Raw genomic sequence first — 13,648 nt, 5'->3', positions numbered from 1 at the left:
AACCTGCGGTAATCTCAATTTCGAGAGGAGAAATATGAATAAACTTTCAAAGCTCGCGTTCATTGCAGCTACCGCAGTTATGGCTGCATCGGCTTCGGCACAGTCGGTGCCGGCATCGCGACAAGCCGTGAACGACAACTGGGTGAACGGCACGGGCGAATACGTGTGGATGAACGGCACGAACGAGCTTTGCTGGCGCGATGCGTTCTGGACGCCGGCCACGGCCAACGCAAAGTGCGATGGCGCGCTGGTCGCCCAGGCTCCTCAACCGCCGGCTCCTGTCGCTCCGCCGCCGGCAATCGTGAGCCAAAAGGTTACCTACCAAGCTGACGCTCTGTTCGACTTCGACAAGGCAGTCCTGAAGCCGGCTGGTAAAGAAAAGTTGGACGATCTTGCATCGAAGATCGGCAGCCTGAACCTGGAAGTCGTGGTCGCTACCGGCTACACCGACCGCATTGGTTCGGACAAGTACAACGATCGCCTGTCGCTGCGTCGTGCACAAGCTGTCAAGGCATACCTGGTCAGCAAGGGCATCGAATCCAACCGTATCTATACGGAAGGCAAGGGCAAGCGCAACCCGGTCACGACCGGTTGCAACCAGAAGAACCGCAAGCAACTCATCGCCTGCCTCGCACCGGATCGTCGCGTGGAAGTCGAAGTTGTCGGTACCTCGCGTCAGCCGCAGCAGTAAGCGTCGGATCGCCGCAGGATCAAACCCCCGCCTCGGCGGGGGTTTTTTTATGCGCGTCCGATTCGCGCCGCCGCGCGGCGCGCCCGCTTTTGCCCGCCCCTTGCGCCGCCTATATACTCGGGGCTAATCGATTCACGACTTCAGGAAGGTCCTTTTCATCATGACGAACGTCGATCCCCACGAACTGCAGAAATTCAGCGAGCTCGCGCATCGCTGGTGGGACCCGAACGCCGAGTTCAAGCCGCTGCACGAACTGAACCCCGTGCGGCTCGACTGGATCGACGCTCACGCGCACCTGATGGGCAAGCGCGTCCTCGACATCGGCTGCGGCGGCGGGATCCTGTCCGAATCGATGGCCGCGCGCGGCGCGAAGGTCAAAGGCATCGATCTCGCGACAAGCGCGCTCGGCGTGGCGGACCTGCACAGCCTCGAAAGCGGGATCGAAGTCGAGTACGAGGAAATCGCCGCAGAAGCGCTCGCGGCGCGCGAGTCGGGCACCTACGACGTCGTGACGTGCATGGAGATGCTCGAGCACGTGCCGAATCCGGCGGGCATCGTCGCGGCGTGCGCGTCGCTCGTGAAGCCGGGCGGCTGGGTCTTCTTTTCGACGCTCAACCGCAACCCCAAGGCGTATCTTTTCGCGGTGATCGGCGCCGAATATATCGCCCGGATGCTGCCGCGCGGCACGCACGACTACGCGCGCTTCATCAAGCCGTCGGAACTGGCCGGTTTCGCGCGCGCCGCCGACCTGCTCGCGGTCGACATCAAGGGCATCACCTATCGCCCGCTCAGCAAGCATTTCGCGCTCTCGAACGATACGAGCATCAATTACCTGATGGCCTGCCGCCGCGAAGCGTGACCCCATGAACCACGACTATTCAGGCGAAGACAAGCCGGTATTGATGAACGACGACCCGACCCCGCTGCCCCAGCGCGAAGCCGACCGCAACTCGCTCGGACTGTGTCAGGCGGTTCTGTTCGACCTCGACGGCACCATCGCGGATACGGCACCGGACCTCGTCGCCGCCGTCAACAAGATGCGTCACGACCGCGGTCTCGAGATGCGGCCGCTCGAACGCCTGCGGCCATTCGCGTCCGCGGGCGCGCGCGGTTTGCTTGGCGGCGCGTTCGAAATCGGACCGGAGCATCACGACTTTGCGTCGATGCGCGAGGAATTTCTCGCCAACTACGAAGCGGATCTGTGCATCGAGACGACGCTCTTTCCCGGCATCGACGCACTGCTCGACCAGCTCGACGCCCGCGGCGTGCGCTGGGGCATCGTCACGAACAAGGTGACGCGCCTCGCCGAGCCGCTCGTCGCGCTGCTCGGGCTCGACGCGCGTGCCGGCTGCCTGGTCTGCGGGGACACCACGCCGCATTCGAAGCCGCATCCCGCGCCGCTCCTGCACGCGGCCGACCTGCTCGACGTGGCACCGGAGCGCATCGTCTACGTGGGCGATGACCTGCGCGACGTGCAGGCGGGGTTCGCGGCCGGCATGATCACGGTCGCGGCGGCCTACGGCTACTGCGGCGACGACATCCCGCCGCGGCGCTGGCATGCCAATCATGTCGTGGATTCGCCGGTGGAACTGATGCACCTGCTGCGCGACATCGCCTGAATTTTCGGCAATGCGGGCTTGAAACAGAAGCCGGTTCGCTTCACATCGGCTTCTGTGGGATAATTTACGTTCGCTTGGGGGCGACCTGGTTTCGACAGGGGTTGCGAAGCGGCCAGGGCATACCGAGGACCCGTCACCTCGTTAATCAATGGGAAAAACGTAACTGCAAACGACGATACGTTCGCACTGGCAGCCTAAGGGCCGCCGTCCTCTGCCTAGTTCACTGACGGGCTAGTGTCGCAAGACCGGTAGCAATACCGACAGAGGTCATATACGTCAGTTAAGTCCTGGTGGCGTCACGACGCCAGGGTCGAAAATTTAGTGAATCGCTGTAACGAAGCGTGTTCGTCCGCGTCGTTGCGGCTAAATCAAAAGACAGAACTAAGTATGTAGAACTGGTCGTAGAGCGCTACTGGACGCGGGTTCGATTCCCGCCGCCTCCACCAAAACACGACTGACAGCGGCAGTGCCGCTTCAGCTGAACCCCGCGCAGCCATTGCTGCGCGGGGTTTTTTATTGCCCCTTTTATTTCCCTCTTGCCGCCTTTCCCGATCGACAGCCGCGCGCGCTCCGGAGAAACTTCATACATGTTCGCCCGGCCACCGACCGACGCGCCGCCGCGCGGCATGCTTGCCGTTTTTCCCGCCTGAACGAGCGTCGCCGGGAGGAACCATGCGCACTGGCAAGTGGAGGTCGATCGCGGCCCGCCTGACGGTCCCGCTGACCGTCGCACTTTCGTTCGCGCTCGCACTCGCACCGCACCCCGCGTACGCCGCCGGTACCGCTGCCGACACCGCCGCCAACTGCCGCGCGGGCACGCTCGTGACGGTCGTCGCCCATCTCGACGACGACCTCCTGTTCGTCGACCCCGGCATCAGCGAAAAGCTCGACGCGGGGTGGTGCATCACGACCGTGCATCTGATCGGCGGCGCGAACGGGGCGAAATTCGACTACGTGCTGCTGCGTGAAACGGGCACCCGGCTCGCCTATTCGCGCATCGCGGGCGTCGCCAACGAGTGGACGGAATCGACGGTCACGTTCGCCGGCAAGCCTGTCCACGCACTGGTGCTGAAGCATCAGCCGCGCGTCAGGCTGCTGGAACTGCGGCTTCCCGGCGGCGCGGTACGCGGCGGAAAAGTCCCGCTCGGCCTGCTGTGGGACCGTGGCGAGACGCTCGCCACCTATCCGATGAACGCCGACGGCACGGGCGCCACGCGCTACGACCGCGCGTCGCTCGCCGCCACGCTGCGCGCGATCCTCACGCCGGCCACCGAGATCTACACGCTCAATCCCGACACCGTGCCGTTCATCGAGCATCCGGACCACATCTATGCGGCGCGCATCACGCGCGTCGTGGCGCAAAGCCTCGGCAGGGATCTGCCCATCGCCTATCACCTCACCTACCCGGCCGCCAGCCTGCCGAAGAACCTGAGCGCCGCCGAGACGCTCAGAAAACGCGACGCCGTCGGCAGCTATTTCGCGATCGACGGCGGCGACGCCGGCCACGTCTTCGGCGAGTATCAGTGGGACGGCAACTGGATCGCGCGGCGCTACGCACAGACCGCGCGCGCGAGCGATGCCGGCCCCGCCTTCCGGCCGCGCGCGACCAGGCTCGTCAACGAACATTCGAGCCAGTGTCTCGCCTCGGGCGGCAGCGCGGGCAGGAGCCCGCGCCTGGCGGCGTGTTCCGGCTCCGCCGCGCAGGACTGGATCTGGCAGCCGCTCGACGCGACGCCCGGCGACAAGAACGCCGCGCAGCTCGTCGACGCGGCAACGCGGCTGTGCGTCGCCGAACGGGACGGCGGTCTCGTCGAGGAAGCATGCCGCGGCGCGGATGCGGCGCAACGCTGGACGCCGTGGGACTTCGGCCTCGTCTACACGCCGCTTGGCCACTGCCTCGGCGCGAAGGACGGCGCGGTATCGATTGCAGGCTGCTCGCGGCTCACCGCAGAGTATCGCTGGGCGATATCGCCCGAATCGCAATGGACCGACGCGCGGCAGCAAGGCGCCCTTTACGGCGACGTGAAGGGCGAGGGCCGCGACAGCGCAGTCTATGTGCAGCGGCGCAAGGACGGCCCGGGATTCAACGTGTGGGTCGCGGCAATGTCGCGCTTCGAGAATGCCGCGCCCTGGTACCTCAACGCCGTCCCCTTCGATCCCCATGCGCCCTCGCCCACCTGCCGGGCCGACACGCTGTGCTTCGACAGCGCGCGCTTTCTCGTCGCCGACTTCGACGGCGACGGCCTCGCCGATCTCATGGTGATCGCGCCTCGCAACGGCGGCACCGCATTCTGGCTGCTGAAGAGCAGCGGCACGCGCTTCGAGGCGCCGCGCCTCTGGTATCAGACGACGTCCGCGTGGACGCCCGCCGCCACGCAGCAATACGTCGCCGCGGACTTCGACGGCGACGGCCGCGCCGACGTGATGCTCGCGCAAAAGCGCGACGGCCACGGCCTGAACCTCTGGGTGCTGAGCGCGCGCGACACGGGCGGCAACCCGCCCGCGCTGTGGCTGCAGGCGCCCTCGCTTGGCGCGGGCGCGCGCTTTCTGGCGGCGCGGGCCGCGGGCTCGGCGCGCCCGGGGCTCTTTGCCATCGACGGCGCGAACGGCGCGCTCGCCGTCGTGCCGCTCGCGAACACCGGCAGCGCGTTCTCGATCGCCGGACCGCCCGCTGTCTATCCGCAGTTTCAGCGCGCGTTCGTCAAGGTGACGGCGGGCGACCTGCACAGCGACGGCATCGACGATCTCGTCGTGCTCCAGCCGCGCGGCGAGAGCGCGGGAATCGACGTGTGGACGATTCAGGGCGGCAAGTCGGCCGGTGCCGCGATACGCGTCGCGACGCTCGCCGGCACGTCCTACGCCGACACGCTCCCCGCGCTCGTGCGCCGCGACGATCGCCCGACGCTGATGCTCTTCAGGCGCGCCAATGCACCGCTCGGGGACTTCTACTTCACGGGTGGCGCGCCGAGCCTGTCGGGCTACGTCTTCGACAGCCCGTCGCGGCTCGGCGCGGTGCAGATCTGGGGGGACCTGCCGGGACTTTTCTCCGAAGCGCTCTGGCTCGAAGTGCTCGCGCAGTGACCCCGGGCAAGCGCGGAAGGAAGCGTGGCAGCAAGCGCCGGCCTCAACTCAGCCCCACGCGCAACTTCAGCACCTCGCGTGCGATGGCGAGATACCGGTCAGCGGTGCTCTGCAGCGTGAACCCCGCGAGCGGCCGGGTGGCGCGCGGCTGCGCGAGGGACTCCAGCAACGCGTGACCGTAGGCGTCGGCGTCGCCGGTATCGAGCAGCCGCACGCCCGGAAAGCCTGCGGCGAAGCCGAACGAAGCAATCGCGTTCGCCACCACGGGAATGCCCGAGGCCAGCGCTTCGAGAAAGCCGATGCTGTGCGCCTCGAAGCTCGAAGGCATCGCGAAGACGGTCGATGCACGCAGAATCTGCGCGACGTTCGATTGCGGACCGTCGATCACGACGCGCTCCTTCAGCCCGAGCCGCGCGACCAGATCGACGACCGCCGCGTGATACGCGAGATTCTCGATCACGCCGCACAGAAAGAGGCGCGCGTCCGGATCGGCGCGGGCGACGCGCGCGAACGCCTGCACCGTCTGCAGATGATTCTTCTCCGGAATATAGCGGCCGACCTGCACGATCTGCCTGTGAGGCGGCTGCGGCGCGGGGGCATCGTCGTCGGTGAAGCGCGAGATGTCGACGCCGTTCGGCACGACGCTCATCGACGGATGCAGGCCGATCTCCTTCACGTAGTCGTCGATATTCTTCTGCGACACGCCGATCACCGCCTTCGCGCGCCCCGACAACAGGCGCTCGGCGCGCAGCAGCGCAACGTTCGAAAAGTCGTTGGCGCCCGAATGCATCACCCAGACGATCGGCACGCGCGTCGGCAGCGCGCGCACGTAGAGCGCGGGGATGGTCGCATGCGCGAAGATGATGTCGGGCCGGAACGTACGGATTGCGTTGTAGAGAAACAGCAGGCGCCCGATCTTGCGGTAGCTGCGCGCCGGAAAGAGACACATCACGCCATGCGCGCGAAGCTCCGCGCTGATGTGCTCGAAATCGCGATGCTCGGGCAGGAGCGACGCGATGCATACGCCGTGTCCTGCGCGCTGGTGCCCGATCGCGACGCCCTTCGCGAGCACTTCGGCCCCCGACAGGCGGGGAGCCAGGATGACCTGGAGAATTCGCATGTGCGCCTTTCCTCTGCAATTCCGAAGCGTCGGCTTGCGGCGGCAGGGCCGCCGGGCTCGACGCCGCGCTTCCATGTTGCCGACAGCCGCCCGCGTGAATTGCGAATGGCCGAAGCAACCGACACGCTTCCTCGTTGTTTTGCTTATGGAACGACAGAGCCGCTTGTCATCGATAACCTGATCAATGCACGCACTATCAAGTTACTCCTGCCTTCATACCAAACGCCCGCCATCTCGTAGTATTTTTCGGTCGCTGGGGAGTTTGTCGACGGCGGATGTTCGGCACCGCACTGAACGCTATTGCGGCGCACAACGCGCCCATGAGAGTGCCGCGCCGGGGCGGCTTTCGGAAGGATAAGGCTGATGCGGCCGGGTCGGTGCTCGTGAGCGCGACCCGGCGCCATGAGGCGTGAAACGTTACTGCGCGTTTTTCGGGCACTTCAGGTTGCAGCCCGTCGAGTCGCCGTTATCGGCGCGGCGGCGCGCGGGTGACGTTCCCTGCTGATACTTGTCGCCCGGGTCCGACGCCGCGAACTGCAGTTGCGGGTGCTCGTTCAGGCGAAACTGGTCCTGCAGGATGCCGCCCGGCATGCCCGGCGAATTCTGGGCAAACGCAACGGGAATGAGATAGATCGCGCCGGCGACGAGCGCGGCCGATGCTGTAGCAAGCAGTGGAAGTTTCATGGCGAAATGGGGCGCGAAATGAGCTGCGCGTAGAACGTGAAAGGCAAGGCGGTAGGTTAACGTAATTCGGGGCAACCGGCAGCCGATACAGGCAGTCTTATTTTACCGTTCATTTTCAGCGCGCATTTTTGCCGCCCGGTTTTGCCGCCGCTTTGCATCCTGCCCCGGGCGCAACGGCGCCTTAGCCCGCGCCCAGCCCCGCTTCGACGTCCACCAGCGTTCCGCACAGCGCCGGATCGTAGCCTTCCAGATGCGCGACGCTGTCCTTGAACGCCCTGCTGCGCAGAATCTCCAGCACGCCGCCCAAGCGCGCCTCGTCGAGCCGTGCCCGCTCGCATGCGAAGAAATAGTCCTCGTCGATCACCGGGATGAAGTCGAGCGTGAAATGCTGCGCCGCGGGCTGCACGCCGAAGCCGAGATCGGCCATGCCGCTCGCGACGAACGCGGCGATCGCCGAATGCGTGAGCTCGCTCGTCGCATAGCCGTTGATCTGGTCCGGATCGACGCCGATGGCGCGCAGCGACAGATCCAGCAGCATGCGCGTGCCCGAGCCGGGCTGCCGGTTCACGAAGCGCACGTCGGCGCGCGAGAGATCGTGCAGCCCCTCGATGCCCTTCGGGTTGCCCTTCGGCACGAAGAGGCCCTGCGTGCGTCGCGTGAGGTGGATCAGTTGATGCTTGTCCGGGTCCAGATACGGCCCGTAGGTCTGCGCGCAGATGGCGCGAAACTCGCCAAGCGGCAGGTGAAAACCCGCAAGCTCGCATTCGCCGCGCGAGAGCGCGATCACGGCTTCGGCGCTTTCGCGATACTTGATGTCGACGGGGATGTGATGCGCGGCGAGCGCACGCACGAGCGCAGCGACCGCGTAACCGTGCGACGCGTGAATGCGCACGTGCGCGGCATCGCGGGCGAGGCGCCGGTTCAGTTCTCCCGCCACTTCGCTCGCGACCGCCTGCAGCGGCGATTCGAGCCGCTCGCCGCAGATACGCTGCGCACGCAGCACCGACTCGCCGAGTTCGGACAGAACGGACCCGCGTCCGCGTGATTTGGTGATCAGCGCGCCGCCCAGCCGGGCCTCGATTTCGCGCAGCAGGCCCCATGCGTGGCGATAGGACAAACCCTTAGCCGACGCGGCATTGGCGATGCTGCCTGTCTGTGAAACGAGCAGCAAAAGCGGCACAACCGCGCTGAGACTGGTTTCCCGGCCGTCGACGTCGCGCAACACGAGTTCGGCCCGGCATTCGATATCGACCATATGCAATCTCGCTTCCTATTGCCAAGATATATCACGACGCCTATTGTTCACTTCATCGGCTCGGTGCGATGCATTATAAGACTGAAATATGCACACGATAAACATATACCGAGCGTTGGAGGAGCCCCATGACACAAACGCAGCTCGTAGCCCCGGCACCCCAGGAACTGGTGCGCCGTCACGTCACCCCAGGCGCATCGCTGATGGCCATCCTGCACGCCATTCAGGATGACGTCGGCTATGTGCCGCCCGCGGTCGTCGCCCCGCTTGCCGAGGCGCTGTCGCTGTCGCGCGCCGAAGTGCACGGCGTGATCACCTATTACCACCACTTCCGCTCGGAGCCGCCCGCACGCGTGACGGTGCAGCTGTGCCGCGCGGAAGCGTGCCGCAGCATGGGCACCGAAGCGCTCGCGCAGCACATCGAGGCGCACACCGGCTGCCAGTTCGACAACGGCCATCAGACCGAGACCGAACTCGAATCCGTGTATTGCCTCGGGCAGTGCGCGCTGTCGCCGTCGATGATGATCAACGGCGAGTTGTACGCGAAGGTCACGCCGCAGAAATTCGAGCGGCTGTACGCGGCGGCCTGCGAGAAGGCTGGCGCCAAAGCGAACTCGGAGGAAACGGCATGACACGCATCTACGTTCCCTGCGATTCGGCGGCGCTCGCACTCGGCGCCGACGAAGTCGCTTCCGCCATCGCCGCCGAGGCGGCAAAGCGCGGCGCCGACGTACAACTGGTCCGCAATGGCTCGCGCGGCCTCTTGTGGCTCGAACCGCTCGTCGAAGTCGAAACGGCCGAAGGCCGCATCGGCTATTCGAATGTCGACGCCGACGAGATCGGCGCGCTCTTCGACGCCGGACTGTTGAGCGGCGGCGCGCACGAGAAGAACGTCGGCGTGGTCGACGAACTTCCCTATCTCAAGAAGCAGCAACGGCTGACGTTCGCGCGCATCGGCATCACCGACCCGCTTTCGACCGACGACTACGTCGCGAACGGCGGCATCGAAGGATTGCGCCGCGCGCTGGAAACGAACGGCGACGCCGCCTGCGAAGCGCTGATCGAATCGGGCCTGCGCGGGCGCGGCGGCGCCGCCTTCCCGGCCGGCATCAAGTGGCGCACGGTGCGCGGCGCGCTCGCCGACCAGAAGTACATCGTCTGCAACGCGGACGAAGGCGACTCCGGCACGTTCTCCGACCGCCTCGTCATGGAAAGCGACCCGTACGTGCTGATCGAAGGAATGATCATCGCGGGCATCGTGACCGGCGCGACGAAGGGCTATATCTACGTGCGCAGCGAGTATCCGCATTCGATCACGACGCTCAACCGCGCGATCGACCGCGCGCGCGAAGCGGGCTGGCTCGGCGCGAGCGTGCTCGGCAGCGCGCATGCGTTCGAGCTGGAAGTGGCGAAGGGCGCGGGAGCGTATGTCTGCGGCGAGGAAACGGCGCTGCTCGAATCGCTCGAGGGCAAGCGCGGCATCGTGCGCGCGAAGCCGCCGGTGCCGGCGCTCGTCGGCCTCTTCGGCAAACCGACCGTCATCAACAACGTCATCACGCTCGCGACGGTGCCGATCATCTTCGCGAAGGGCGCCGCGTTCTACCGCGACTTCGGCATGGGCCGCTCGCGCGGCACGCTGCCGTTCCAGCTCGCGGGCAACGTGAAGCACGGCGGACTCGTCGAACTGGCGTTCGGCGTGACGCTCCGCGAACTGATCTATGAATACGGCGGCGGTACGGCAAGCGGCCGGCCGGCGCGCGCGGTGCAGGTGGGGGGCCCGCTCGGCACGTATCTGCCGGAGAGCCAGTGGGACATTCCGCTCGACTACGAAGCCTATGCGGCCGTGGGCGCGGTGGTCGGCCACGGCGGCCTCGTGATCCACGACGACACCTCGAACCTCGCCGATCTCGCCCAGTACGCGATGCATTTCTGCGCGCTCGAATCGTGCGGCAAGTGCACGCCGTGCCGGATCGGCTCGACGCGCGGCGTGGAGGTGATCGAGAAGATCCGCGCGGGCGACACGTCGCCGAAGCAGATCACGCTGCTGCGCGATCTGTGCGACACGATGGTGTCCGGGTCGCTGTGCGCGATGGGCGGCATGACGCCCTATCCGGTGCTGTCCGCGCTCGAGCATTTCCCTGAGGACTTCGGCCTTTCGAAAGCGCCGTCGCAGAAAGCGGCTTGAGCAAGCCGGCAAACCTTTTGCATGGGACCAGAGGGAAGGCGCTGAAGCGCCAACTCTGGTCGACAGGAGATAAATATGTCCAACACGAATAACGGCTGCGGCTCCGGAAACTGCGCCTGCAAGAGTGCTGCGTCGGTGCAGCGGCGCGATCCCTTCGACGACACCGACTACGGCACGCCGCTGCGCCACGCCGATATCGACGTGACGCTCGAAATCGACGGCGAATCGGTCACCGTGCCCGCGGGCACCTCCGTGATGCGCGCGGCGATCGAAGCCGGCGTGAACGTGCCCAAGCTCTGCGCGACGGATTCGCTCGAGCCGTGGGGCTCGTGCCGTCTGTGCCTCGTCGAGATCGAGGGCAAGCGCGGCTATCCGGCCTCGTGCACGACGCCGGTCGAAGCGGGCATGAAGGTGCGCACGCAAAGCGACAAGCTGCAGTCGCTGCGCAAGAACGTGATGGAGCTCTACATCTCCGATCACCCGCTCGACTGCCTGACCTGCCCCGCCAACGGCGACTGCGAGCTGCAGGACATGGCGGGCGTCGTCGGCCTGCGCGAAGTGCGCTATGGCTACGAAGGCGCGAACCACCTGAAGGACAAGAAGGACGAGTCGAACCCGTACTTCACCTACGACGCATCGAAGTGCATTGTCTGCAACCGCTGCGTGCGCGCCTGCGAGGAAACGCAGGGCACCTTCGCGCTGACGATCACCGGCCGCGGCTTCGAATCGCGCGTCGCCGCGAGCGAAAGCGTGCCGTTCATGGAGTCGGAATGCGTGTCGTGCGGCGCGTGCGTCGCCGCGTGCCCGACCGCCACGCTGCAGGAAAAGACCGTCATCATGCTCGGCCAGCCCGAGCACTCGGTCGTGACGACGTGCGCGTACTGCGGCGTCGGCTGCTCGCTCAAGGCGGAAATGAAGGGCAGCGAAGTCGTGCGCATGGTGCCGAACAAGAACGGCCAGGCGAACGAAGGCCACGCGTGCGTGAAGGGCCGCTTCGCCTGGGGCTACGCCACGCACAAGGACCGCATCACGAAGCCGATGATCCGCGCGAAGATCACCGATCCGTGGCGCGAAGTCTCGTGGGATGAAGCCATCACCTACGCGGCGAGCGAATTCCGCCGCATCCAGGACAAGTACGGCCGCGATTCGATCGGCGGGATCACGTCGTCGCGCTGCACGAACGAGGAAACGTACCTCGTGCAGAAGCTCGTGCGCGCCGCGTTCGGCAACAACAACGTCGACACCTGCGCCCGCGTGTGCCATTCGCCGACCGGCTACGGCCTGAAGACGACGCTCGGAGAATCGGCGGGCACCCAGACGTTCGCATCCGTTGAAAAGGCGGACGTGATCGTCGTGATCGGTGCGAATCCGACCGACGGCCACCCGGTCTTCGCCTCGCGCATGAAGCGCCGCATCCGCGAAGGCGCGCAGCTGATCGTGATCGATCCGCGCCGCATCGACATCGTCGACGGCCCGCACGTAAAGGCCTCGCATCACCTCGCGCTGCGCCCCGGCACCAACGTCGCGATGATCAATGCGATCGCGCACGTGATCGTGACCGAAGGCCTCGTCAACGAGCAGTTCGTCGCCGAGCGCTGCGAGCCGCGCGCTTTCGGTCAATGGCGCGACTTCGTCTCGCTCGCGGAAAACTCGCCTGAAGCGATGGAAGCGGTCACGGGCGTGCCCGCGCAACTGGTGCGCGAAGCCGCTCGCATCTACGCGCGTCCGGGCAACTCGGCGATCTTCTACGGCCTCGGCGTCACGGAACACGCGCAAGGCTCGACGATGGTGATGGGCATCGCGAACCTCGCGATGGCAACGGGCAACGTCGGGCGCGAAGGCGTCGGCGTGAATCCGCTGCGCGGCCAGAACAACGTGCAGGGCTCGTGCGACATGGGCTCGTTCCCGCACGAACTGCCGGGCTACCGCCACATCAGCGACGCCGCCACGCGCGCCCTCTTCGAGGAAGCGTGGAACGTCAAGCTGCAATCGGAGCCGGGCCTGCGCATTCCGAACATGTTCGATGCGGCGACGCACGGCACGTTCATGGGCCTCTATTGCCAGGGCGAGGACATCGTCCAGTCCGACCCGAACACGCACCACGTGACGGGCGCGCTCTCCGCGATGGAGTGCATCGTCGTGCAGGACATCTTCCTGAACGAAACGGCGAAGTACGCACACGTGCTGCTGCCGGGCTCGACGTTCCTCGAAAAGGACGGCACGTTCACCAACGCGGAGCGCCGCATCTCGCGCGTGCGCCGCGTCATGCCGCCGCTCGCCGGCTTCGCGGACTGGGAAGTGACGATCAAGCTCGCCCGCGCGCTCGGCTACGAGATGAGCTACACGCATCCGTCGCAGATCATGGACGAGATCGCGCGCCTCACGCCGACGTTCCATGGCGTGTCGTTCGACAGGATCGACGAACTCGGCAGCATCCAGTGGCCCTGCAACGAGCAGGCGCCGGAAGGCACGCCGACCATGCACATCGATGAATTCGTGCGCGGCAAGGGGCGCTTCGTCATCACCAAGTTCGTCGCGACGCCGGAAAAGGTCACGCGCAAGTACCCGCTGCTGCTCACCACGGGCCGTATCCTCTCGCAGTACAACGTGGGCGCGCAGACGCGGCGTACCGAGAACTCGCGCTGGCACGACGAGGACCGCCTCGAGATCCACCCGCAGGACGCCGAGGATCGCGGCATCAAGACGGGCGACTGGGTCGGCATCGAATCGCGCGCGGGGCAGACCGTGCTGCGCGCGAAGATCACGGAGCGGATGCAGCCGGGGGTCGTCTACACCACGTTCCACTTCCCCGAATCGGGCGCGAACGTGATCACGACCGACTCCTCCGACTGGGCGACGAACTGTCCGGAATACAAGGTGACGGCGGTTCAGGTGATGCCGGTCGAGCAGCCGTCGCAATGGCAGAAGGACTACTCGCTCTTCAACACGCAGCAGCTCGAACTGCTCGAACTGCGCACGGACGCGAGCGCGCTCGTCACTTCGGGGAAATAGA

Annotated in this window: 10 protein-coding genes and 1 other RNA gene; 8 read left to right on the top strand and 3 right to left on the bottom strand. The window is 66.0% G+C overall.

Going from position 1 to position 13,648, the window contains the following annotated elements; all coding sequences use genetic code 11:
- Nucleotides 1-34 precede the first annotated feature (34 nt).
- The 5 genes from ompA to BG61_RS23570 all read left to right on the top strand — a co-directional run bounded on the left by ompA (nucleotide 35) and on the right by BG61_RS23570 (nucleotide 5,391).
- Entirely contained in the window at nucleotides 35-691 is a 657-nt protein-coding gene (ompA, locus tag BG61_RS23585; RefSeq protein WP_035931128.1) for an outer membrane protein OmpA, read from the top strand.
- Between the two features lie 160 nt (nucleotides 692-851).
- Nucleotides 852-1,550, top strand: coding sequence for a bifunctional 2-polyprenyl-6-hydroxyphenol methylase/3-demethylubiquinol 3-O-methyltransferase UbiG (gene ubiG, locus BG61_RS23580; protein WP_035931126.1), 699 nt, complete (start codon nucleotides 852-854; stop codon nucleotides 1,548-1,550).
- Nucleotides 1,551-1,593: 43 nt separating this feature from the next.
- Nucleotides 1,594-2,310, top strand: a complete 717-nt coding sequence (gene gph, locus BG61_RS23575) for a phosphoglycolate phosphatase (protein WP_035931195.1) — start codon at nucleotides 1,594-1,596, stop codon at nucleotides 2,308-2,310.
- 76 nt (nucleotides 2,311-2,386) lie between these two features.
- Nucleotides 2,387-2,756, top strand: a transfer-messenger RNA (tmRNA) gene (gene ssrA / locus BG61_RS39720).
- A 226-nt stretch (nucleotides 2,757-2,982) separates the two neighbouring features.
- Nucleotides 2,983-5,391: an FG-GAP-like repeat-containing protein gene (locus BG61_RS23570; protein WP_051672751.1), complete on the top strand. Its 2,409-nt coding sequence runs from the start codon at nucleotides 2,983-2,985 to the stop codon at nucleotides 5,389-5,391.
- Nucleotides 5,392-5,434: 43 nt separating this feature from the next.
- Here the strand turns inward: BG61_RS23570 and BG61_RS23565 are convergent, their stop codons facing one another.
- The 3 genes from BG61_RS23565 to BG61_RS23555 all read right to left on the bottom strand — a co-directional run bounded on the left by BG61_RS23565 (nucleotide 5,435) and on the right by BG61_RS23555 (nucleotide 8,450).
- Nucleotides 5,435-6,511 carry a glycosyltransferase family 4 protein gene (locus BG61_RS23565; RefSeq protein WP_035931124.1) on the bottom strand — a complete coding sequence of 359 codons (1,077 nt, stop codon included), beginning with the start codon at nucleotides 6,509-6,511 and terminating at the stop codon, nucleotides 5,435-5,437.
- A gap of 417 nt (nucleotides 6,512-6,928) precedes the next feature.
- Complete coding sequence (locus tag BG61_RS23560; RefSeq protein ID WP_035931123.1) at nucleotides 6,929-7,195, bottom strand: hypothetical protein; 267 nt, start codon at nucleotides 7,193-7,195, stop codon at nucleotides 6,929-6,931.
- Nucleotides 7,196-7,376: 181 nt separating this feature from the next.
- Complete coding sequence (locus BG61_RS23555; RefSeq protein WP_035931119.1) at nucleotides 7,377-8,450, bottom strand: substrate-binding domain-containing protein; 1,074 nt, start codon at nucleotides 8,448-8,450, stop codon at nucleotides 7,377-7,379.
- A 128-nt stretch (nucleotides 8,451-8,578) separates the two neighbouring features.
- Here BG61_RS23555 and BG61_RS23550 point away from each other — a divergent pair, with 128 nt between their 5' ends.
- The 3 genes from BG61_RS23550 to fdhF all read left to right on the top strand — a co-directional run bounded on the left by BG61_RS23550 (nucleotide 8,579) and on the right by fdhF (nucleotide 13,647).
- Nucleotides 8,579-9,082 carry an NAD(P)H-dependent oxidoreductase subunit E gene (locus BG61_RS23550; RefSeq protein WP_035931117.1) on the top strand — a complete coding sequence of 168 codons (504 nt, stop codon included), beginning with the start codon at nucleotides 8,579-8,581 and terminating at the stop codon, nucleotides 9,080-9,082.
- On the top strand, nucleotides 9,079-10,635 hold the full coding sequence (locus BG61_RS23545) for a formate dehydrogenase beta subunit (protein ID WP_035931116.1): 1,557 nt from the start codon (nucleotides 9,079-9,081) through the stop codon (nucleotides 10,633-10,635). The genes BG61_RS23550 and BG61_RS23545 overlap by 4 nt, the downstream gene beginning before the upstream one ends.
- A 75-nt stretch (nucleotides 10,636-10,710) precedes the next feature.
- Complete coding sequence (gene fdhF, locus BG61_RS23540; protein WP_035931114.1) at nucleotides 10,711-13,647, top strand: formate dehydrogenase subunit alpha; 2,937 nt, start codon at nucleotides 10,711-10,713, stop codon at nucleotides 13,645-13,647.
- Nucleotide 13,648: the final 1 nt, after the last annotated feature.

This window comes from Caballeronia glathei (genome assembly GCF_000698595.1).
Lineage (GTDB): Bacteria > Pseudomonadota > Gammaproteobacteria > Burkholderiales > Burkholderiaceae > Caballeronia > Caballeronia glathei.
This window is presented reverse-complemented; position numbering and strand designations above follow the sequence as displayed.

Bases quoted from the DNA above. Each gene is read 5' to 3' on its own strand.
- ompA (WP_035931128.1), top strand. From the start codon at position 35: ATGAATAAACTTTCAAAGCTCGCGTTCATTGCAGCTACCGCAGTTATG.
- ubiG (WP_035931126.1), top strand. From the start codon at position 852: ATGACGAACGTCGATCCCCACGAACTGCAGAAATTCAGCGAGCTCGCG.
- gph (WP_035931195.1), top strand. From the start codon at position 1,594: ATGAACGACGACCCGACCCCGCTGCCCCAGCGCGAAGCCGACCGCAAC.
- BG61_RS23570 (WP_051672751.1), top strand. From the start codon at position 2,983: ATGCGCACTGGCAAGTGGAGGTCGATCGCGGCCCGCCTGACGGTCCCG.
- BG61_RS23565 (WP_035931124.1), bottom strand. From the start codon at position 6,511: ATGCGAATTCTCCAGGTCATCCTGGCTCCCCGCCTGTCGGGGGCCGAA.
- BG61_RS23560 (WP_035931123.1), bottom strand. From the start codon at position 7,195: ATGAAACTTCCACTGCTTGCTACAGCATCGGCCGCGCTCGTCGCCGGC.
- BG61_RS23555 (WP_035931119.1), bottom strand. From the start codon at position 8,450: ATGGTCGATATCGAATGCCGGGCCGAACTCGTGTTGCGCGACGTCGAC.
- BG61_RS23550 (WP_035931117.1), top strand. From the start codon at position 8,579: ATGACACAAACGCAGCTCGTAGCCCCGGCACCCCAGGAACTGGTGCGC.
- BG61_RS23545 (WP_035931116.1), top strand. From the start codon at position 9,079: ATGACACGCATCTACGTTCCCTGCGATTCGGCGGCGCTCGCACTCGGC.
- fdhF (WP_035931114.1), top strand. From the start codon at position 10,711: ATGTCCAACACGAATAACGGCTGCGGCTCCGGAAACTGCGCCTGCAAG.